Below are 23,371 nucleotides of genomic sequence, written 5' to 3'. Positions count from 1 at the left end.
ATGGCGCATAAGAAATTTTTCTGCATTGATGCTCATACCTGCGGTAATCCTGTTAGACTGGTAGCCGGCGGTGGTCCATTATTGGAAGGGAATTCCATGATGGAAAAACGATTACATTTTCTTGCTCAATACGACTGGATAAGAAAAGGACTCATGTTTGAACCCAGGGGACATGATATGATGAGTGGGAGTATACTTTACCCGCCTCATGATCCTCAAAATGATATTGGTGTATTATTTATCGAAACAAGCGGCTGCTTACCTATGTGTGGTCATGGTACAATCGGTACTATAACCATTGCTATTGAAGAAGGACTTGTTATTCCCAAACAGCCAGGTCAGCTTCGCATTGAAACACCTGCTGGACTTGTACTGATTGAATACAAACAAGAGGGTAAAAAAGTACAATCTGTAAAACTTACCAACGTTCCGGCATTTTTATATGCCAGTGATTTGGAAGTTGAATGTCCGGATCTGGGTCCGATAAAAGTTGATGTGGCTTATGGGGGTAATTTTTATGCAATCGTAGACCCTCAGACAAATTTTCACGGGATAGAAAACCATACGGCAGATCAACTTATTTCATGGAGCAGGGAGTGTAGGAAAAGATTGAATGAAAAATACAGTTTCATTCATCCTGAAAATGAAAATATCAAAGGATTGAGCCATTTATTATGGACAGGTAAAACATTATCGCCTGCATCAACTGCACGTAACGCTGTTTTCTACGGAGATAAAGCGATTGATCGTTCACCTTGCGGCACAGGAACTTCAGCGAGAATGGCACAATGGTATGCAAAAGGTAAATTAAAGAAGGGGGACGCGTTTATTCATGAAAGCATTATCGGCTCAACGTTTACCGGAAGAATAGAAGCAGAGACAACCGTTAACGGACAGCCAGCTATTGTTCCAAGTATTGAAGGATGGGCAATTGTAACTGGCTATAACACCATCATCATTGATGATGAAGACCCCTATGCACACGGTTTCCAGGTTATATGATTATTGAACTGATTTATTTATGAAAGTTGTTATTATAGGCGGAGGCATTATCGGACTAAGCTCGGCATACTACCTGGTTCAGGAAGGTTGTGATGTTACCATTGTAGATAAAACAGACCTAAGCGATAGTTGCTCATATGGTAACCTGGGAATGATTGTTCCCAGTCATTTCGTGCCTTTAGCCGCCCCGGGTATAGTAGCTCAGGGAATCAGATGGATGTTTAATTCAAAAAGTCCTTTTTATGTAAAGCCGACATTAAGTGGACAATTGATTAACTGGGGTTTAAAGTTTATCAAATCGGCCAATGAGTCGAATGTAAAAAAAGCAGAAAAACCACTCACCGATATTAACCTGCTAAGCAAACAACTTTATGAAGCACTGAGCAAGGAACCTGGTTTTGATTTCGCTTTTGAAAAAAAGGGAATCATCATGTATTATAAAACAGAGAAAGTAGCAGAAGAAGAAATTCATCTCGCTGAAAAAGCAAGATCAATGGGGTTGGATGTTGAGGCACTTTCTGCTGAACAGGTACAGCAACTCGAACCAGATGTTAAATTAGATGTATTGGGTGGTGTTCATTATCGTTGCGACGCACATTTGTATCCAAATAAACTGAATGAACAATTGATCCATTATCTTAAGGAGAAAAGAGTTCGTTTTGTTACTGGTAGTGCCGTAAAACAGATTAACCGAAAAGGGAATAAAATAATATCCATACAGGCCGGGGATCATTTACTAGATGCAGATGTATTTGTAGTGGCAGCAGGTTCATGGATGCCGCAATTATTACAAATGGCTGGTTTGCATTTACCATTGATGCCTGGCAAAGGGTATTCATTCACCCAAAAAAATACCAGTAACCAGTTACAGGTACCTGCGATCTTATGTGAAGCACGGGTTGCCATAACACCGATGGGTAAAGATCTTCGCTTTGGCGGCACGATGGAAATCGGGGCAATTAATGATAAAGTGAACATGAACCGGGTGAAAGGCATTGTGGAATCAGTACCCGCTTATTTGCCAGGTCTGAATTTAAGCATGCCTGAAGAGAAAGAAGTGTGGTATGGGTTTAGGCCTTGTTCGCCGGATGGACTTCCCTATATTGGCTATGGAGCGAAATATGACAACATGTTGTATGCGGGTGGCCATGCAATGATGGGACTTAGCTTAGGTCCTGCAACCGGTAAACTGATTACAGAATTAGCATTAAGAAAACCTACAACTATTGATATAAAAGCTTTTGACCCTGCAAGATTCGATTAATTGTCAAAACCAAAAATGCTATATGAAATACGCCATTACGATTGCTAATTCAACTGCGATGTTAATGGGCTGAATTCATGTGGCTAAAATCAACAAAAGGTTAACCCATGAAAAAACACACCTACTCTTTACTGCTATTGCTAACTGCAGGCACAATGTGTACTACAGTACAGCCAACAATGGCACAGGTATCAAAAGAAGCTTATGTTCCTTGTCAGGAAATGCCTTCCCTAATACAAGGCTTTGCAACAGATAACAGAACATTGAACAGGTTTTACACCCCTGCTGTAAACAGCCGCGGTGGTGGTGGTTTTGGTGGCGGTGGTAATGATGCAGTAGGCTCACCTGAAAGAAACCAACGTTTACAGCAACTGGTAAAAGATTACCAGAAAAAACTGGCTGCGGTGAATTTTAAAGGACTTTCTCAAGAATGTAAAGCAGATTATATTCTATTTAAAAGAGACCTGCAGGCTAAGTTAGAACAACTGGTAGCCGAGGAATCAGAAGTAAAAAAAATAAGCAAGTGGATGCCCTTTGCAGATAAAATATATGCACTGGAGCAAACACGTAGGAGAGGACACCAAATCAATGGAGAGCAGGTGGCTAAAGAATGGGCAGCTATCATCAAAGAACTGAAAGAACTGCAGGTAAAACTGAAAGCAGAAAAAGTAATTGAACCAGAATCTGTTTATACTGCCGGTGAATTGATCAGCAATATAAAACTGGCTGCACAGAGTGTATTTGAGTTTTATAATGGATACGATCCCATGTTTAGCTGGTGGGTTCCAACTGTTCATAAATCGCTTGATGAGGCCCTCACGGCTTATGCAGGAGTATGGAAAAGCAAAGCCAACAGCGGACTTACCGCTACCGATAACAGTGGTATTGTTGGTGTACAGGCAGGTAGAGATAACCTGGTAAAGCAATTACAGCATGAAATGATTCCTTATACACCTGAAGAATTGATTGATATTGCGAATAAAGAATTTGCATGGTGTGATGCGGAATTGTTGAAAGCATCTAGGGAAATGGGTTTTGGTGATGACTGGAAAGCAGCTCAGGAAAAAGTAAAGAATGCTTATGTACCGGCAGGTCAGCAACCGGAAGCTATTTTGAAGTTATATAACGAATCGATTGATTTTCTCAAAAAGAATAACCTGATCACCATTCCACCATTGGCCGAAGAAACATGGGGTATGATGATGATGTCGCCCGAGCGTCAATTACAGAACCCGTTCTTTTTAGGTGGATCAGATATCATCATTTCTTATCCTACCAATACCATGGCATATGAAGACCGAATGATGAGTATGCGTGGCAATAACCCACATTTCTCTAAAGCTACCGTACACCATGAACTGATTGCCGGTCATAACCTGCAACAATTTATGAATTCACGTAACAGAACCTACCGCAATTTTGGTACGCCTTTCTGGACCGAAGGATGGTCGTTATACTGGGAGTTGATTTTATGGGACATGAAATTCGCAAAAACACCGGAAGATAGAATCGGTATGCTTTTCTGGCACATGCACCGTTGTGCAAGAATTATCTTCTCTCTTAATTATCATATGGGTAAATGGACGCCACAGCAATGTATCGACTTTCTGGTAGACAGGGTTGGACATGAACGCGCCAATGCAGAAGGAGAAGTACGTCGTTCATTTACAGGTCGCTATCCGCCATTGTATCAATTGGCTTATTTAACAGGAGGCAGACAGTTTTATGCGCTTAAGAAAGAGTTGGTAGATAGTGGTAAAATGACCTACAAGCAATACCATGATGCTATTATTACTATGAATGCTATGCCAGTTGAAATGATACGTGCTATTCTTACCGGACAGCCTTTGACGGAAGATTTTAAAACAAACTGGAGATTTTATAACGAAAAATAACACCAATCATAATCCATTTAAAAGCATCCACCTTATTCTGAAACCATAACTTTCAGCATTAAGTGGATGCTTTTCAAATATTTTCTGGTTCAAGGAATGCTTAAATGAGCAATCCATTACTGCCTAAATATTTAATGAATGTTCGGAAAAAGATGGGTTGTAGTTATAGGTTGCCTGGTGCTTGCAACATTCCTGTTTCAATTTTGTATGCAGGCAAAACATGCCATGCCTAAAGATCCTCGGGGTATTGGTTATGCAGGTTCATCATCCTGTGGTAATTGTCATGCTGCAATTGTAGACGCTTATAAGCAAACAGCTCATAATCGCACCACAAGTTCAGCTACTGCAGAAAATATAGCGGGTAGCTTCCAAGCTGGCGAAAACCAGTTTCATTATACAACTGATGTAAAGGTTTTAATGGAAGCACGTGAAGGAAAATTTTTCCAGACAGCTTTTGAGGCTGACCAACAAAAAGCGTCATTTCCCTTTGATATTGTAATTGGATCAGGAAGAAAAGCCCAGACTTATTTGTATTGGCAAGACAGTAATGTGTACCAACTGCCCGTTAGCTATTCGATTATTGGTAAATGTTGGGTGAATAGTCCAAATTACCCAACCGATAGGGTTCGTTTTGATCGCGTAATTCCGATCGGTTGCTTTGAGTGCCATGCATCTTTTGTTGAGCGTACAGGAATGCGCGAAGAAAAGGGATACCGGGTAGATCAGTTAAACCCTAATTCGGTTATATATGGAATAGACTGCGAACGATGCCATGGTCCGTCTGCTGCACATGTTGCTTATCAACAGGAACATCCAGCGGAAAAACTGGCTAAATATATTTTGACTTATAAAGAACTTACCAGTACACAGAAGATAGAGAATTGCGCTACCTGTCATTCAGGGTTGCGGGAACCTATTCGTTCTCCTTTCCTTTTCAAGCCGGGTAACTTGCTGAAAGATTTTTACCGACCCGATACTGTTAAACAGGAACCTGCGAAGTTAGATGTACACGGAAACCAATATCAATTATTGATGGCGAGCAAATGTTACAAGGGAGCGGTAGAAATCATGTCGTGTAATACCTGCCATAATCCACACAAAACAGAAAGAAACGATCTCAAAGTTTTTTCAACACGCTGTATGAGTTGTCATCAGCAGAATAGTAAGCAGTTCTGTAAAATGGCACCCAAACTGGGAGCAACTATCGTAAATAACTGTATCGATTGTCATATGCCGGCAACGCCCTCTAAACTTATTAGCCTGCAAACAGAGCAGGCGGGTAATATTGCCAATTTGGTTCGCTCGCATTTAATAGCGAAATATCCTGATGCTACAGTAAAGTATTTAAAAAGTGTTCGGGATTAGTCTGCGAAAAAATAAACCATAAAACTTTGTAAGAAATCGACAAATAGTGATTTTAAAAATCGCTGCATCAAAATGTTTGCAAAAATTAACCTTCCCTTTTCCTTTATTAACCAATAATCCTCTTTTGTGTAAAGCATCGTACAAGCCAGTCATATAAGTGTTCATTTGACACAATCCTTGTATATCAACGCTTTCAGACGTATAATTTAAACTGGTTAAAATACGTTTAGGATTAGTTAAAATATTAGCCGGAAGCGTGAAACTTAAAAAATAATTTTAAGTGTCAATTTGACCTTTAATAAAACGCTTGCGTATGAAAAATCTACTTGGATGTTTTCTGCTTCTTTCGCTGCTGTTTACAAATGCAGCGACTGCCCGTTTGGGAGGACCCCCAAAAACAGTTACGGGTGTAGTTACGGACGCTTCTTCTGGTGCACCTCTTCAGGGTGCAACTGTATCAGTAAAGAATACTGCTACAGTTACCAGTTCAGATGCAGATGGTAAATTCAGTATTACAGTTCCTTCAGATGATGCTGTTGTGGACATCAGCTTTGTTGGCTATGTTACACTTTCATTGCCTGTAAAGGGAACCAATTCCTTATCCGTAAAACTTAATAAAGACATTAATAGTCTTGATGAAGTAGTTGTGGTAGGTTATGGAACACAAAAGAAAGGCGACCTAACCAGCGCCGTTGCCAGTGTTAAACAGGAAAGCTTTGTTAAAGGGTTTGTGCGTGATGCGGCCCAGTTAATTCAAGGTAAAGTAGCCGGTTTATCCGTATCTACTTCTTCTGGTTCTCCAACTGCTGGTACACAAATTCAATTACGTGGTATTACAACGCTGAATGCTTCAACAGCGCCATTAGTATTGATTGATGGAGTTCCCGGAAACCTAAACTCGGTTTCACCGGAAGATATTGAGTCAATTGACGTTTTGAAAGACGGATCTGCAGCCGCCATCTATGGTACACGTGGTACCAATGGTGTAATACTAATTACTACCCGTAAAATACAGGGTGGTGGAAAATCAGTGGTGGAATACAATACCTATGCAAGTATTCAAACAATCGCAAGACGTCCACGCTTCTTGAATGCAGAAGAGTTTCGTCAATTCAGCAAAGACGGCTATCCATTTATAGATTATGGTCTGAATACAGATTGGTTCAAAGAAATTTCAAGACCGACTCCATTCAGTCAAACCCATAACCTTACATTCCAGGGTGGTAACAGACAAACCAGTTATACAGCGAACATTAACTACCGTAATTGGGAAGGTATGTTCCTGAAATCTGTAAACCGTCAGTTAACACTAAGAGCAGACGTTAACCATACTATGTTAGATGGTAAGGTGAAAGTAAACCTGAATGTTATCAGCCGTCAGCGTAATGATGATGGTGGATTCAATAGCTATGTTTACCGCCAGTCTGTAATCCGTAACCCTACGGATAGTGTGTATGATTATCAGGGTAACTGGAAAGAACGTAATATCTATTTCTATGATAATCCACTGGGATATATCATGGAAACACTCGCTAGAAACGAATCACAGGAAACCCGTTTGTCTGCAAGCGTTACAGCAAATATTGCTCGTGGGTTAAATGCTAAATTATTGGTTGCTAATGTTAAAAGCGAGTCGCTATCTGGTTTCTCAGAAACCAAGAAACACGTTTCTACTACAAAAAATGGCAGAAATGGTAATGCTTCCAGAAGCACTAGTGCAAGCGAGGATAACCTTTTAGAGTTTACTTTGGATTACACCAAAAGCTTTGGTAAACATCGTTTAGTAGCCCTGGCTGGTTATAGCTATCAGGATGCTCAGGATGAGGACTTCTCTGTATCGAACTGGGATTTTCCTACAGATGAATATTCTTACAACAGACTTCAGGCAGGTAATGCTTTAGGAAGAGGTGAAGCTTCTATGAGCAGCTTCCAGTCATCAAGCAAACTCATTGGTTTCTTCGGTCGTATCAATTATAATTTCAGCGATAGGTATTTATTGTCTGCAAGTGTACGTCGTGAAGGTTCATCTAAATTTGGCGCCAACCATAAATGGGGTACATTCCCGGCTATTTCAGCCGCATGGCGTGTAAAGAACGAGTCGTTCCTTCGCGATGTTAAGTTCATTCACGATTTGAAAGTACGTGCTGGTTTTGGTGTTACAGGTATTGCTCCGGGAAGTTCTTATCTGTCTCAAACAAGTTTGAATTATGGCACACGTTTCCTTGATAACGGTGTATGGATCCAATCTCTCTCACCTGTTCGTAACCCTAACCCGGATTTAAGATGGGAGAAAAAAGAAGAGGTGAACTTTGGTATAGACCTTTCTATCCTGAAAGGCCGCCTGAGCACTACTATCGATATATACAAGCGTACTACCCGCGATATGTTGTATAACTACAGTGTTCCTGTACCTCCTTATTTATTTAACAGCATCCTTGCAAACGTTGGTGTGATGGAGAATAAAGGGGTGGAAGTATTGATTAATTACAATGCTATCCAGAAAAAGGATTTCTCTTGGGAAACAAGTGTAAACTTTTCTACCAACTCAAACAAGCTGGTTAGTTTATCAAACAATCAGTTCAGAACTACTGCTAACTTCTTTACTGCAGGCGGTACTGGTGAGCCGGTTCAGGATTATACCCACCGCGTAGATATCGGAGGTCCAATTGGTAATTTCCATGGATACAGATCAGTAGATATCGATGCAAATGGTTTATGGATCATTGAAGGTGCAGATGGTAAACCTAAGCCGTATAGCCAGGCGCGTCAGGAAGATAAAAAAATCCTGGGTAATGGATTACCTAAGTATTATGCAGGTTGGAACAACACCGTTCGTTATAAAAATTGGGACCTGAGTGTATTGATGCGTGGTGCTTTTGGATTCCAGATCCTGAACTTCCAGCGTATGTTCTACGAAAACTCACAACCTCAGATTCTTGGCAACTACAATGTGCTCTTATCTGCCTTTGACAAAGTATATGGCAAAACCAGACTTACTAACTCACAGGCTTATGTAAGCTACTATGTAGAAAATGGCGATTACTGGAAAGTAGATAACATCACTTTAGGTTATAACGTAAACCTGAAGAGTAATAAGTATGTAAAATCATTGCGCATTTATGCATCAGGATTGAACATGTTTACCATAACTGGTTATAAAGGAATCGATCCTGAAGTAAACAGAAGTGGATTAGCTCCAGGAAACGATGAGCGTGATAAATATCCAACAACACGCACATTCACTTTAGGTGCATTGGTAACATTATAATCTGAAAAAAGAAACGCTAAATCATGAAAAGAATAAATAATCATAAATGGTTCCTTGCAGCAGCGCTTGCTGGTACCATGTTAATGAATAGCTGTACAAAGCTAGATGAGGAAGTATATTCTGAATTGCTCGCACAGAATTTCCAGGCAACTGCTAAAGATGTTCCGGCATTGATAGCTCCTGTTTATACTGTACTGCGTGCTAATACAGCAAGCTGGCAAGGACTTTTTGACCTGCAGGAAGAAGCAGCCGATCAGATCGTAACTCCAGCCCGTCCTAATGGTTGGGTTGATGGCGGTACCTATCGCCGTATGCACGAACATGTTTGGACACCAACCCAGGGTCAGCCAAATGGCTTGTATAATCGCTGTTACTCAGGTATCAACAATGCGAACAGGGTATTGTTCCAGATTGAGTCAGGTGAAATACCTGTTCCTACTGGTAAAGAAGCCATTATCGCAGAATTGAAAGCCGCACGTGCTTACTATTATTACCTGTTACTCGATAACCATGGCAATGTGCCTGTTGTAACAGACTTTAAAGACACGAGTCTGCCAGTGCAAAAAACACGTCAGCAGGTATATGATTTTGTAGTGAAAGAATTTACTGATGCAATTCCCAATTTGTCGCCTGTTGTTTCTAAAGCAACTTATGGCCGCATGACACGTTGGGCGGCAAAAGCATTCCTGGCGCGTGTTTATCTTAATGCAGAAGTTTATACCGGTACAGCTAAATGGGCAGAGTGTATACAACAATGTAATGATATCATCGCAGCAAATGCATATAGTCTTACAACACGTTATAAAGACAATTTTGCTACCAACAACGACACTTCTCCAGAAATCATTTTTGCCGTACCCTATGATGAGATTTTTGCAACGGAGAATAACATGCACATGAAAACCCTCGACCCACTTATGCAATTGGTTTACCCAATGCAGGTACAGCCTTGGGGCGGTAACTGTGCAGTTCCACAGTGGATTGATACTTATGATACCGATGACCAGCGTTTAAAAGATACCTGGATCATGGGACCTCAGTACAATGCTACAACAGGTGCGCTGGTAATCAACTACGTGAAAACAGTAACCAGTATCGCATCCAGTACCTCTAACCAGGGTTTCCGTATTGGTAAATACGAAATCAAAGCAGGTATGCGTGGTGGTTCTAGTGTTGATTTTCCGCTGATGCGTTATGCAGATGTTCTGATGATGAAAGCTGAATGTTTGCTCCGCACAGGTGATGCAGCACAGGCAGCAACTATTGTAACACAGGTACGTCAGAGAAATTTTGGCGGCAATCCGGCCAAAGCAATTGTAACTGGTGCCCAATTACAACAAGGCAGTAGCTACTCTTATGGCGAGTGGGCCAATGGTGCACAAACAACTGTAGAAGGTGGTGCAGATATTCCTTTCGGAAGAATGCTGGATGAGTTAGGATGGGAATTTGCCGCAGAAGCAAAACGCAGACAAGACCTGATCCGTTTTGGTGTATTCCATAGAAAAAGCTGGTTCTCTCATAAACCATCAGCTACATTCAGGAATATCTTCCCAATACCGGCTAACTCATTGCTTACAAATACAAATTTGAAGCAGAACCCCGGCTACTAATTAGTTTTTTTTCTCATAGTCTAGGTTTAGGTTTTAAGCAATAGCAAGGCCTGCAAAATATTGCAGGTCTTGCTGTTCAATACCTGAGTATCTTCACGAGAGAAAAGCATATTATATGAAATACCCAATCTTATTTGCATTCGTTTCGATTTTTTGTGCTACAACTGTTGTTGCACAAAACCAGCGTCCTTTAACCAAGGTCGATACACTGAGAGGAACTATTACACCCGAAAGAGCCTGGTGGGATATAACACGATATGATCTGGAAATACAACCAGACTATACCACTAAAACTTTAAAGGGTTCCAATACCATCAGTTATACAGTTGTACAAAACAATGCAGGTAGAAAAATGCAGATCGATTTAAAAGAACCACTGCAGATTAATGAGGTAACCGATCAGCAAGGGAAACAATATAGTTTCAATAAATCAGGCTCTGTTTGGTTGATTGATATGCCTAATCAACAAAAAGGATCAAAAGGAAAAATCAGCATCCGCTATAGTGGCAAACCACATGAAGCCATCCGTGCCCCCTGGGATGGTGGGTGGACTTTTACCAAAGATTCGCTTGGTCGACCATGGATGACAGTTACCTGTCAGGGAGGAGCCGGCGCATCAATCTGGTATCCCTGTAAAGATCACCAAAGTGATGAGCCCAATAATGGAGCGTCATTAACCATGCGTGTGCCTGATACACTGATGGCAGTAGGGAACGGTCGTCTTAAAAAAACAACACCACATGGCGATGGTACTACGAGTTACAGATGGGAAGTAATCAACCCGATCAATAACTATAATATCATACCCTATATTGGTAAATATGTAAACTTCAAAGAAGAATACCAGGGCGAGAAGGGCAAGTTGGACCTTAACTATTGGGTACTTGATTATAATGAGCAAAAAGCAAAAAACTATTTGCCGAAGGAAGTACACAATACCATGAAAAGTTTTGAATACTGGTTCGGTCCTTATCCTTTTTATGAAGATGGTTACCAATTAATAGATGTACCACATACTGGTATGGAACACCAGAGTGCAGTTGCTTACGGAAACTGGTACCAACCTGGTTACAGAAAACGCGATGGTTCAGGAACCGGATGGGGTTTGAAGTGGGACTTTATCGTTATTCATGAAAGTGGCCACGAGTGGTTCGGAAATAATATTACATCAAATGATCTTGCTGATATGTGGGTGCATGAAGGTTTTACCAATTACAGTGAAACATTGTTCATTGATTATATTTTCGGCGAGCAGGCAGCAAATGAATATAATGTAGGTATTAGAAATGGCATAAGAAACGATAAGCCAATCATACCACAAACTTATGGCGTAAATGCACAAGGTAGTGGCGATATGTATCCCAAAGGAGGTAATTTATTACATGCTATAAAACACAGCCTCAATAACAACGAAAAATTCAGACAAATACTTCGCGGATTAAATAAAGATTTCTACCACCAAACCGTGAATTCAACACAGGTAGAAAATTATATTTCAAAAAAAGCAGGTTTTGATTACAGTAAAGTATTTGACCAATACTTAAGAAATACAGCAATTCCAAAATTTGAATTTCAGGTAAATGGTAATGTTGTGAGGTATAGGTATACCAACTGTATTCCTGGATTTAATCTTCCAATCGTATTAAAAAGCAATGAAACTGTATTAAAGTTATTGCCAACTGATGAATGGAAAACAACAACACTGCCCGCTAATGAGCTTTCGCTTTTATCAGCAGATGCAGTGAAGAAAATGTATTATGTAGACCCTGTACCAATAAAATAAATCATCAAAATTCGGGATCAATGAAAAACATTCGAATCTCTTTTACAAAATTGTTGCAGGCCATCTTATTGTTTGGTGCGGTAACTACTGTAAAAGCGCAACAGTCAATAACCAGCAAACCCAACCTTGCACTGGTAGCTAAAACAAGCTCTAGTCGCGGAGGGTTTGGGGTCGATGCATTGAATGACCAGAAAACACCTGTTAATGCTGGTAATAACCGTGGTGGATTTAACAATAACAATAACCGTCCTCCCCGTGCCAATATCTGGGTGCAATACGAATGGCAGGAGCCGGTTAGTACAAGTGAAATAGGCTTATTCTGGTGGAACTTCAATAATAATGTTCGTTTACCTGAACAATACCGTATTTCTTATTGGAATGGATCTGCTTTTGTTCCTGTTGAAAATGCACAGGGAATGGGTAAAGAAAATAATCAATACAATACAACTACTTTCAAAGAAGTAACCACAACGCGTATGCGTATTGAGCTCGATTCAGCAGATCGTGGGGTTACTACTTTATTAGAGTGGGTGGTAGCAAAATCGCCGAACTCAGCCAATCCAAAACCACTTGTTTCGGCTGGTATAGACAGAGACCTGATCATTAATGGTAAAACATACCTTGATGCATCGGTTAAATCTGTTTCTCCAGTTTCTAAAATTGAATGGAAAAAAGTATCAGGACCAGGTAATGTTCAGTTTAGTGATGCGGGTTCTCTTAAAGGGACTGCAAGTTTTAGTGCAGTTGGTGATTATGTTCTTGCTATGACCGCAACTGAGGGAAATCTCACACAAACTTCTTCGATTAATGTAAAAGTACATAACCCACCACCGGTGAACAGACTGGATGTGGTCTACACCAAAAAATATAAAATCGATAATAAACTCTGGAACGATCGTGCAAAAGCCATGATCGTAAACTGGATTCCTTATTGTATTGCACAGAATGAACGTACAGATTTAACCATTGGTCAGGGTGGACTCGATAATTTTATAGAAGCTGCTAAAGCAATACGCGGAGAGCCTCATGCCCGTCATAAAGGATATGTATTCTCTAATGCATGGGTACACCAAACAGTTGAATCAATCTGTATTGCTTTGATGGTTGATCCTCAGGGTGATAAAGAAATTATAGCTGCTCAAGCCAAAATGAAAGAAGCATTGGAAAGATGGATACCCATCATCCTTGCTGCACAGGAATCAGATGGATACTTGCATACAGCTTACACTTTGCGTGATACCACACGTTGGAAAGAACGCTGGGCACCTCGCAACCGCGGTGATCATGAAGGATATGTAGCGGGTTATTTTATTGAATCTGCTATTAACCATTATACATTAACCAATGGTAAAGACAAACGCTTATACGATGCTGCTAAAAGACTAGCCGATTGTTGGGTAAAAAATATCGGTACTGGTCCGGGACAAAAAGAATGGTATGATGGTCACCAGGAAATGGAGCAGGCATTGGTTCGTTTTGGACGTTTTGTGAACGATATGGAAGGCAACGGCAAAGGCGACAGTTATGTGAAGCTGGCCAAGTTCCTGCTCGATAGTCGTAAAAACGGCTCAGAATACGATCAAAGTCATGTTCCCGTTCAACAACAGTATGAAGCAGTAGGTCATGCGGTAAGGGCTACTTATAACTATTCTGCTATGGCAGATGTGGCGGCTGAGACAGGCGATGTGGATTATCAAAGTGCAGTAATGAGTTTGTGGAATAATATGATCAATAAAAAATATTATTTCACCGGAGGTATCGGAAGTGGAGAAACATCTGAAGGTTTTGGTCCGAATTATTCATTACGCAACAATGCTTATTGCGAATCCTGTTCAAGTGCCGGCTTAATTTTCTTCCAGTATAAAATGAACCTGGCATACCACGATGCGAAATATGCCGACCTCTACGAGGAAACCATGTACAATGCATTGTTGGGCTCATTAGACCTGGATGGCAAGAATTTTTATTATACCAACAGGTTATCAGAAGCTCAGCCAAGAGACCCATGGCATGTATGTCCTTGCTGTGTAGGAAATATTCCACGTACATTATTGATGGTGCCAACCTGGACCTATGTTACTGACCCTAAAGCTATTTATGTAAACATGTATATCGGAAGTACCATAAATGTTGAGCGTGTTGCAGGGACAGATATTGAGATGATACAGAAAACCAATTATCCCTGGGAAGGTGCAGTAGCTATTACGGTGAATCCTAAAGTAAGCAAAGAATTTACGGTATATGTTCGTGTTCCAAACAGAACAACCAGTGAATTGTACACGCCTGATAAAGAAGTAAAGGGACTGAAATACCTGAAAGTGAATGGCAAAGCTGTTCCTGTGGTAATAGAAAAAGGATACGTGGCAATTAAGCGAGTTTGGAAAAAAGGGGATAAGATTGAACTGGAAATGCCAATGGAAGTACAGAAGTTTTATGCCGATAAAAGAATCGAAGCCAACCAGGGTCGTGTGGCACTGCGTTTTGGGCCATTGATTTATAATGTGGAAACTGCAGATGGACAAGACATTAACAAAGCCATTGATACCAAAAAACCTTTGGCGATCGAATGGAGAGATAATTTCCTGAGAGGAATGATGGTGATTAAGGGACAGTGGGAAGATGGTACACCATTGGTGGCTATTCCTAATTATGCCCGCACTAACCGTCTTGATGGTAAAGAGCCAGCAGCAGTAACTACCACCTTGCCTGTAGAAGCCAATGAGCCACCGCAGCGTATACAAAACAGACCACTGGCTTCTCAGATATGGATTAAAGAGAAAGGAAAGAACTAATTCTCATACACATTTTGTTTTGGCGTTTTTCGTTAAGCCTGTATTCGTTAGAATGCAGGCTTTTTTAATGCATTTATGGTTGAATGTAAAATTGCAGTTGTTGTTAGTAGGAGCTCTCGTGCTTCTGAGTCTAATTGCAGAACCAACACAGGCAATTCAATATAGAAAATTCAAAATCGAGTAAAGTTTTTCGAAATTTTATACAGGCGGTCTTTTTAAGTGCATCTTGGGGGTTAATTTCAACAGGTATTATTCATCATCAACTCAAGTAATTTCAATGGCATACGATACAAAACTGGCAGACAGGGTACGGGAATACCTTGCACAGGTTACCTCACTTAATATTGAAGAGAAGGAAATGTTTCGAGGAATTGCGTTTATGGTTAATGATAAAATGTGTGTAAACGTAAGTGGTGACAACCTGATGTGTCGTTACGATCCGGTTTTAACGGAAGAACTGGCAGAGCGAAACGGATATTTGCCCATGATCATGAAAGGAAAAGAAATGAAGGGCTATTGTTATGTTGAGCCAATCGGTTTTAAAACTAAAAAAGACTTCCAATTTTGGATAGGGATCTGTCTCGACTTTAATGGGAGAGCAAAATCATCAAAGAAACGATCCAAATCCTGATATACTTTAGATAGAAAAGAACCTTTCCGCGCAAGATGTATTTCATGTTTGCGGTTACGTGCATCTTTTCACTTATTAGGCAACAACCGTATCTTTGGCAAAACAGCTAAATGACGATTTACTTAGCACTAACCGTACTTATTTGCCTATCTGCAGCATTTGCCTATATCAATCAGCGGTTTTTAAAACTGCCCTTTGTTATAGGGTTATTTTTTCTATCAACCATTTTGTCAATTGGTGTAATCAGTTCAAAACTTTGGCTCAATATTCAAACAGAACAAATTCAAACCTATATTGAACAGGCGCATCTTGATAAGATCATCCTCAATTACCTGTTAGGCTTTTTATTATTTGCTGGTGCTTTACATACCAACTGGAACAACCTGAAACAGCAGATTAAACCCATTGCCGCATTTGCAGGTGGGGGCGTGTTGCTGTCTACAATAATTATTGCGGGACTTTTTTATGGGATCACCCAGGCATTTGGTCTGCAGGTAAGTTTTATTTACTGCCTACTCTTTGGCGCATTGATTTCTCCTACAGACCCCATTGCCGTATTGGGTATTCTTACCAAAGCCAATGTGCCTAAAAAAACAGAATACACTATTGTAGGTGAAAGCCTGTTTAACGATGGTGTTGGAGTAGTGGTATTTATTGCTTTATTAGACACGTTAAATACCGGGGTATTCAGCTTTGGTCATTTCGGCTGGCTCTTTGTACAGGAAGCCATAGGCGGTATTGGTATGGGATTGGTATTTGGTTATTTTCTGCACCTGCTGTTAAAATCAATAGACCATTACGAAACAGAAATTCTGCTTACACTGGCATTTGTAATGGCTGGCTATGGATTGTTTAACTATTTCCATATTTCCGGTGCATTGGCCATGGTGGTAATGGGTTTGATGGTGGGTAATTTCAGGCAGGAAATTGCCATGAGTGATACCACGCAGGAATATGTGCATAAATTCTGGGAACTGGTAGATGTAATACTCAATGCCATTTTATTCATCCTCATTGCATTTGTATTGATTGTGATAGACTTTGAAACCAAATATGTACTGGTCGGCTTAATCTCCGTATTTATTGTATTGGGGTCCAGGTTCATCATCGTTTACTTACCACATCTGGTTTTCCCCAGACTCATGAAACTAACCAATAAGGAAGCTAAAGTAATCAGTTGGGGAGGTCTGCGTGGCGGACTTTCGCTGGCATTGGTGCTTTCGTTACCGGATAGTGAAACCAAAAATATTTTATTGATCACCACTTATTTCTGTGTGCTCTTTAGCATCATCATTCAGGGGCTGACGATAGAGAAAGTGGCGAAGCAGGGTTAAAGCAACCTTCTGCTTTGGATAGGCATTTGCATTTTGCTTAAGGTTTACGCTAGGTTAAACCTTTATGGAACCCAACCATTCTCCCCTTTTACTGTTAAATTTGTACTTCATTTACAGATTATGCAGGCATATTGTCACTCACTTACGGAATATAAACGCTTAAAGACTAGGGAAGTACGTATCGGAGACCTGTTGATGGGTAATTTTCATCCCATCCGCCTACAAACCATGACCACTACCGATACCATGGATACCCTGGCTACGGTGGAACAAAGTATCCGTTGCATAGAAGCTGGTGCCGAACTGGTACGTATTACTGCCCCCAGCAAAAAAGAGGCAGAAAACCTGCTACATATTAAAAATGAGCTAAGGAAAAGAGGATATAACACACCTCTGGTGGCCGATATTCATTTCACCCCCAATGCCGCTGAAATAGCTGCCAGAATAGTAGAAAAAGTAAGGGTGAACCCGGGTAATTATGTTGATAAGAAGAAATTCGAATTGATTGAATATACCGATGCAGATTACGCCGAAGAGATAGAAAGGATTCAGGAAAAATTTACGCCACTGGTTCGTATCTGTAAAGAACATGGTACCGCCATGCGTATCGGCACCAACCATGGTTCTTTGAGCGACCGCATCATGAGCCGTTATGGTGATACACCGATGGGTATGGTAGAAAGTGCGATGGAGTTTTTACGTATTGCCCGGTATGAGAGCTTTCATAATATTGTATTGAGCATGAAAGCCAGTAACCCACAGGTGATGGTACAAGCCTATCGCTTACTGATTCAGCAAATGGATGCTGAATTTGGCGAATGTTATCCTCTGCATTTGGGTGTTACAGAAGCTGGTGATGGTGAAGACGGTCGAGTAAAAAGCGCTGCAGGTATTGGTACTTTATTAGAAGATGGAATTGGTGATACTGTTCGTGTAAGTTTAACAGAAGACCCCGAATTTGAAATACCGGTTTGTAAAGACCTGGTTAAGAGGTATACAGCAAAAACAAGTACGGCATCCCCAATACCTGCTATTGAAAAAATACCTTACGATCCGTTTAATTATAAGCGCAGAATATCCATCGAAGTGGGCAATATAGGAGGTAAACAAGTTCCTGTTGTAATAGCCGATCTGAGTAAAGCAGGGGAGATCGTTCCGGCTACTTTGGAAAGGGTCGGGTACCAATACGATGCAGCTACCGATAAATGGAATATCAGTGATACTGCTGCTGATTATATTTTCACCGGCGATCAACTACTCGATTTTGCTTTGCCAGGCACATTAAAAGTGATTGTTTACCCTCAAGCCTGGAAACTGGCAAAGGATCAGTCCAAATATTTTCCTATAGATGGACTTGACACTTATCTCTCCGGAAACATCAAAAGTGATTGGCTGAATTTTGTAATGATTGATTGTTACAATGATGGAACAACTGTTTCAACAAATGCTCTGGAGCAAATCGCTAAAGATACCACTGCTGTTCTTTGTTTAAGCAGTACCAATAACCACGCCATGCCATCGGTGCGGAGAATGCTGATGGAACTGGAGGAACAAAAAATAAACAATCCGGTGGTATTGATAGTAGACAGCAACTGGCAAACAACGGATGAGCACTTAATTCATTATGCAACCGAAGCAGGAGCATTATTATTAGATGGGTTTGGAGACGGTGTATGTTTTGGTATGACCACAAACAGCTACCAGCAGGCTTCTTCAGCCAGTGCAGATACAAGTGGCAGGAATTATATCTCTAATACATCCGTAGAACAATTCATTAATTCAACCGCATTCAGCATATTACAGGCAACACGTACGCGTATTTCTAAAACGGAATATATATCCTGTCCAAGCTGTGGCCGAACTTTATTTGATCTGCAGGAGACCACTGCAAAAATTCGTTCTGTTACCAACCATTTGAAAGGTGTTAAAATTGCCATCATGGGTTGTATTGTAAATGGTCCCGGTGAAATGGCAGATGCAGACTTTGGCTATGTAGGTAGCGGTGTTGGAAAAATTACCTTATATAAAGGCAAGGAAGTAGTAAAAAGAAATGTAGCCAGTGAGGTGGCGGTAGATGAGCTGATTAATATTTTAAAAGAAAACGATGCCTGGGTTGAGCCGGCATCATAAATAAGAACCCTGCGTAATCTCTTTTTCTCTTGTTCTCTGCGGTGAAAAATAGCTTATATTATTATCGTAAGCTTTTTTTCACCGCAGAGAAGTGAGAGCGCAGAGATTACGCAGAGCGAAAGAAGCGATTATGCAAACAGATTTTTTAGTTATAGGATCAGGAATCGCAGGTTTAACTTATGCACTTAAAACGGCGCGTCAGTTTCCTGATAAAAAAGTGACCGTCATCACCAAAACCCAGGCCGATGAAACCAATACCAAATATGCCCAAGGCGGTATCGCAGGTGTTTGGGATGAGAACAGAGACAGTTACGATAAACATATTGAAGATACCCTGATAGCTGGTGATGGCTTATGTAATGAAGCTATAGTAGAAATAGTCGTAAAAGAAGGTCCTGAACGCATCAAAGAAATAATTTCCTATGGTGCGGAATTCGATAAAAACGAAAGCGGCGAATATAGTTTGGGTAAAGAAGGTGGGCATAGTGAAAACAGGATATTGCACCATAAAGATGTAACAGGGCAAGAAATGGAGCGGGCATTACTGGAAGAGCTTGCTCAGGTAAAGAATATTGAATTGATCAATCATTGTTTTGTCGTTGATATACTAACTCAACACCATTTGGGATACCTCGTTACCAAATCAACAACAGATATTACCTGCTATGGCGTGTATGTGTTGAATCTCCATACCAATCAAATTGAAAAGATACTCGCAAAAGTTACCTTGCTCGCCACTGGTGGGTGCGGACAAGCATACCGTACCACTACCAATCCTAAAATTGCCACCGGAGATGGTATTGCAATGGTTTATCGTGCGAAAGGGAGGATAGAGAATATGGAATTCATACAGTTCCATCCAACTGCCCTATATGAACCAGGTATATCCCCATCTTTTCTGATTACAGAGGCAGTAAGGGGTGATGGGGGTATTCTCCGAAATAAATACGGTGAAGCATTTATGGAAAAATATGATTCCCGTAAAGATCTTGCACCACGTGATATTGTAGCACGCGCTATCGATAATGAAATGAAGCAAACAGGTACTGAACATGTTTACCTCGATTGTCGCCACATGGATAAAGAGAAATTTATTCATCATTTCCCCAATATTTATGAAAAATGTCTGAGCATTGGAGTAGATGTTATGCAACAAATGATACCTGTTGCTCCTGCGGCACATTATAGTTGTGGTGGAATTAAAACGGATGAATGGGGAAGAACTTCTATCAGAAACCTTTATGCATGCGGAGAATGTGCCAGCACAGGCTTACACGGCGCAAATCGTTTAGCAAGTAATAGTCTGCTGGAAGCAATGGTATTCGGACATCGTTGTTACCTGGATAGTATAGAAGCAGTTGTAAATATTTCTTTTGAAACTACCATTCCCGACTGGAAAACAACCGGTACAACAGACCCAAGAGAAATGATCCTGATAACGCAGAGTCTTAAAGAATTACAACAAATCATGAGCGATTATGTCGGAATCGTTAGAACTGATGTGCGTTTGGAGCGTGCTATGAAAAGACTCGATTTATTATATACCGAAACAGAAGCATTATACCGGTCAACAAAAGTGTCGCCCCAATTGTGTGAATTGCGAAACCTGATAACAGTGGGTTACCTGATAGTAAAAGGTGCGCAATTCAGAAAAGAAAGCAGGGGCCTGCACTATAACACTGACCACCAGGGCAAAAGCGAACTGCTGCAGAATATTATTTTGTGATCGTTGATTTTTTGATCTTTGATTTCTTGATTTGAATTCAAAGGCCAAAAATTCAAAGATCAAAAATTAAAAGATCAAAAATTCACCGAATGTACCCCATTGTTTACGGACTATTTTACCTTTTATCGTTATTGCCCTGGCGTATATTGTATTTGATCAGTGACGCTTTGTACATGCTTGTGTATTGTGTTATCGGCTATCGGAAAAAGGTAGTGTTTGATAACCTGAAAATTGCTTTTCCGGAAAAGACAACAGCCGAAAGAGAAAGAATAGCGAAAGATTTCTATCATAATTTTATTGATAGTTTTATTGAAATCATCAAACTGTTATCTGTTTCCGAGCAAAGGTTCAGGAAAAGATTTACCATCAACATTGATGTACTGAATGATTTATATGCCGGTAACCAGAATGTAGAAATTGTTTCCGGACATTATTTTAACTGGGAGTATGCTAATCTTGGAGTTTCATTGGATAGTAAATTCCCCTTTATTGGTGTCTACATGCCTTTAAGTAACAAAGTATTCGACAAATTAATTTATCGCCTGCGTACCAAATTTGGTAGTCTATTGGTACCGGCAAGTGAGTTCAAAAGCAATTTTCACCAGTATGCAAAAAACAGGTATGCATTGGGTTTGGTAGCAGATCAAAATCCTGGTAATCCGGGGAAAGCATATTGGACCAATTTCTTTGGTAAACCTGCGCCCTTTGCAAGAGGGCCGGAGAAAGGTGCTAAAATGAACAATACCGCGATTGTATACGCTCATTTCTATAAAATAAAAAGAGGCCATTACCGCCTCGATTTTGAACTGGTAACAACCACCCCTAATGATTATCCGGATGGTGCCCTAACAAAACTACTGGTAAAGAAAGTAGAAGAATCTGTACGAAAAATACCCGCGAATTACTTATGGAGCCACAGAAGATGGAAATGGTCGCATGAGGCGGGGAAGTATGAGCATTTAATGGTTTAAGATAAATGTCGGATGTCGGATGTTGGATGTCGGATGTCGGATGTCGGATGTCGGATGTCGGACAATTTTTGGGAATCCAAGTTAACAAAGTTCCTGGAATGTCCCCTAAATCCGACATCAGACATCAGACATCAGCCATCAATTCAGTACTTCTTTCGATTTTTCAAAATCAAACTTATCCGTCAGTTCTTTTATCTTGCCCCAGCCGCCTACTACATTGCGGAGGTTATGGATGCCTTGTCTTTTCATGAGAGAGGCTGCAATAACACTTCTGTATCCGCCTGCACAATGCACATAGATATTATGGTTGTCTTCGAGGTTTGCCATACTACCTGGGTCCGTCAGTTCATCTAAAGGAATGTTCAGTGCTTCTTTGATATGGCCATCTGCATATTCCGGTACTTTTCGAACATCTACAATAACCAGTTGGTCATCGAATGGCATATCCATCGCCAATTCATCTGCTTCTACATCAATGATCATATCAATTTGTTCCTGGTTATTTTTCCAGGTTTCAAAACCACCGGACAAATGCCCACCAAATTTTTCGAAGCCGACGCGGGTTAATCTGATGATACTTTCTTTTTCACTGCCGGTTTCAGTAACCAAAACAATTTCTTTATCGAATGGTAACAAACTACCTGCCCATTCCGCAAAGCGACCTTCAAGTCCGATAAAGATGGAGCCTGGAACAAAACCTTCTGTAAATACATCGGCTTTTCTGGTGTCAACGATGATTACATTCGGGTCTTTCATTTTAAGTTTGAAAGCTGGAATATCTAAGGTATTCATACCTGTGGCCAGCACGGCTTCAAGATTATTATATCCTTCTTTATTGATGCGGGCATTAATCGGAAAATATTGAGGAGGAGCTGCTAATCCTTCTGTAACCGCTTTAATAAAGTCCTCTTTACTCTGTTGTTGTAAGGCGTAGTTACTTTTTTTCTGTTCACCAATGGTACTGAATGTTTCAGGACCAAGGTTTTTGCCGCAACTGCTACCGGCACCATGAGCAGGATAAACAATGATTTCATCTGCCAGCGGAAGTATTTTGGTTTGAATACTTTCGTACATCATTCCCGCAAGGTCTTCCGTTGTTATTTCATTTGTTTTTTGGGCAAGATCGGGTCTACCAACATCACCAACAAACAAAGTATCACCGGTAAAGAGGGCATAATCTTTACCAGTTTCCTCTTTCAATAAATAACAACTGCTCTCCAGAGTATGACCTGGTGTGTGTAATACAGTTATACTCAGTTTTCCTATAGAAAATACCTCCCCATCCTTTGCAACATGAACAGGGAAGTTGGTTTGGGTGGCTGGTCCATAAACAATTGTAGCACCTGTTGCAGCAGCAAGATCAAGGTGGCCACTTACAAAATCGGCATGAAAATGCGTTTCGAAAATGTATTTTATTTTGCTGTTCCTTTCTCTTGCAAGGCTGGTATACGCTTCAATGTCGCGCATAGGGTCTATCACTGCTGCGATTCCATCACTTTCAATATAATAGGCTGCTTCGCTGAGACAGCCAGTATATAGTTGTTTTACAAACATATTTTGGCGAGTTTAGGCAAAGATACACCCAAGGATCAGGCCAGAC

At 40.6% G+C, this 23,371-nt stretch carries 14 protein-coding genes; 13 read left to right on the top strand and 1 reads right to left on the bottom strand.

Features of this window, described 5'->3' with window-relative positions; translation table 11 throughout:
* The 13 genes from ACH30E_RS00255 to ACH30E_RS00195 all read left to right on the top strand — a co-directional run bounded on the left by ACH30E_RS00255 (position 1) and on the right by ACH30E_RS00195 (position 21,771).
* Positions 1–1,002, top strand: a complete 1,002-nt coding sequence (locus tag ACH30E_RS00255; protein ID WP_294993473.1) for a 4-hydroxyproline epimerase — start codon at positions 1–3, stop codon at positions 1,000–1,002.
* A 19-nt stretch (positions 1,003–1,021) separates the two neighbouring features.
* Positions 1,022–2,266 (top strand): NAD(P)/FAD-dependent oxidoreductase, encoded by a 1,245-nt coding sequence (locus ACH30E_RS00250; RefSeq protein ID WP_490823138.1) that lies wholly within the window; start codon positions 1,022–1,024, stop codon positions 2,264–2,266.
* 107 nt (positions 2,267–2,373) lie between these two features.
* A complete protein-coding gene (locus ACH30E_RS00245) occupies positions 2,374–4,161 on the top strand; it encodes a DUF885 family protein (RefSeq protein ID WP_490823137.1) in 1,788 nt (595 codons plus the stop codon).
* Positions 4,162–4,299: 138 nt separating this feature from the next.
* A complete protein-coding gene (locus tag ACH30E_RS00240; RefSeq protein ID WP_490823136.1) occupies positions 4,300–5,526 on the top strand; it encodes a multiheme c-type cytochrome in 1,227 nt (408 codons plus the stop codon).
* A 313-nt stretch (positions 5,527–5,839) separates the two neighbouring features.
* A complete protein-coding gene (locus ACH30E_RS00235; RefSeq protein WP_294993486.1) occupies positions 5,840–8,794 on the top strand; it encodes a SusC/RagA family TonB-linked outer membrane protein in 2,955 nt (984 codons plus the stop codon).
* Between the two features lie 23 nt (positions 8,795–8,817).
* Complete coding sequence (locus ACH30E_RS00230; RefSeq protein WP_294993489.1) at positions 8,818–10,404, top strand: RagB/SusD family nutrient uptake outer membrane protein; 1,587 nt, start codon at positions 8,818–8,820, stop codon at positions 10,402–10,404.
* 115 nt (positions 10,405–10,519) lie between these two features.
* Complete coding sequence (locus ACH30E_RS00225; protein ID WP_490823135.1) at positions 10,520–12,187, top strand: M1 family metallopeptidase; 1,668 nt, start codon at positions 10,520–10,522, stop codon at positions 12,185–12,187.
* 20 nt (positions 12,188–12,207) lie between these two features.
* On the top strand, positions 12,208–14,979 hold the full coding sequence (locus ACH30E_RS00220) for a glycoside hydrolase family 127 protein (protein ID WP_490823134.1): 2,772 nt from the start codon (positions 12,208–12,210) through the stop codon (positions 14,977–14,979).
* 277 nt (positions 14,980–15,256) lie between these two features.
* Entirely contained in the window at positions 15,257–15,610 is a 354-nt protein-coding gene (locus ACH30E_RS00215; RefSeq protein ID WP_490823133.1) for a TfoX/Sxy family protein, read from the top strand.
* A gap of 110 nt (positions 15,611–15,720) precedes the next feature.
* A complete protein-coding gene (locus ACH30E_RS00210) occupies positions 15,721–16,944 on the top strand; it encodes a cation:proton antiporter (RefSeq protein ID WP_294993499.1) in 1,224 nt (407 codons plus the stop codon).
* A 120-nt stretch (positions 16,945–17,064) separates the two neighbouring features.
* The gene (gene ispG, locus ACH30E_RS00205; RefSeq protein WP_490823132.1) at positions 17,065–19,074 is read left to right on the top strand and encodes a (E)-4-hydroxy-3-methylbut-2-enyl-diphosphate synthase; all 2,010 of its coding nucleotides are present in this window, start codon (positions 17,065–17,067) and stop codon (positions 19,072–19,074) included.
* Positions 19,075–19,204: 130 nt separating this feature from the next.
* The gene (nadB, locus tag ACH30E_RS00200) at positions 19,205–20,800 is read left to right on the top strand and encodes an L-aspartate oxidase (protein ID WP_294993505.1); all 1,596 of its coding nucleotides are present in this window, start codon (positions 19,205–19,207) and stop codon (positions 20,798–20,800) included.
* Positions 20,801–20,889: 89 nt separating this feature from the next.
* Positions 20,890–21,771, top strand: coding sequence for a lysophospholipid acyltransferase family protein (locus tag ACH30E_RS00195; RefSeq protein WP_490823131.1), 882 nt, complete (start codon positions 20,890–20,892; stop codon positions 21,769–21,771).
* 138 nt (positions 21,772–21,909) lie between these two features.
* Here the strand turns inward: ACH30E_RS00195 and ACH30E_RS00190 are convergent, their stop codons facing one another.
* Complete coding sequence (locus ACH30E_RS00190) at positions 21,910–23,325, bottom strand: MBL fold metallo-hydrolase (RefSeq protein WP_490823130.1); 1,416 nt, start codon at positions 23,323–23,325, stop codon at positions 21,910–21,912.
* Positions 23,326–23,371 lie beyond the last annotated feature (46 nt).

This window comes from Sediminibacterium sp. FW305-C-61 (assembly GCF_058231065.1).
Note: the sequence above shows the minus strand (reverse complement) of the source record. Positions and strands in the feature narration are given on the sequence as shown.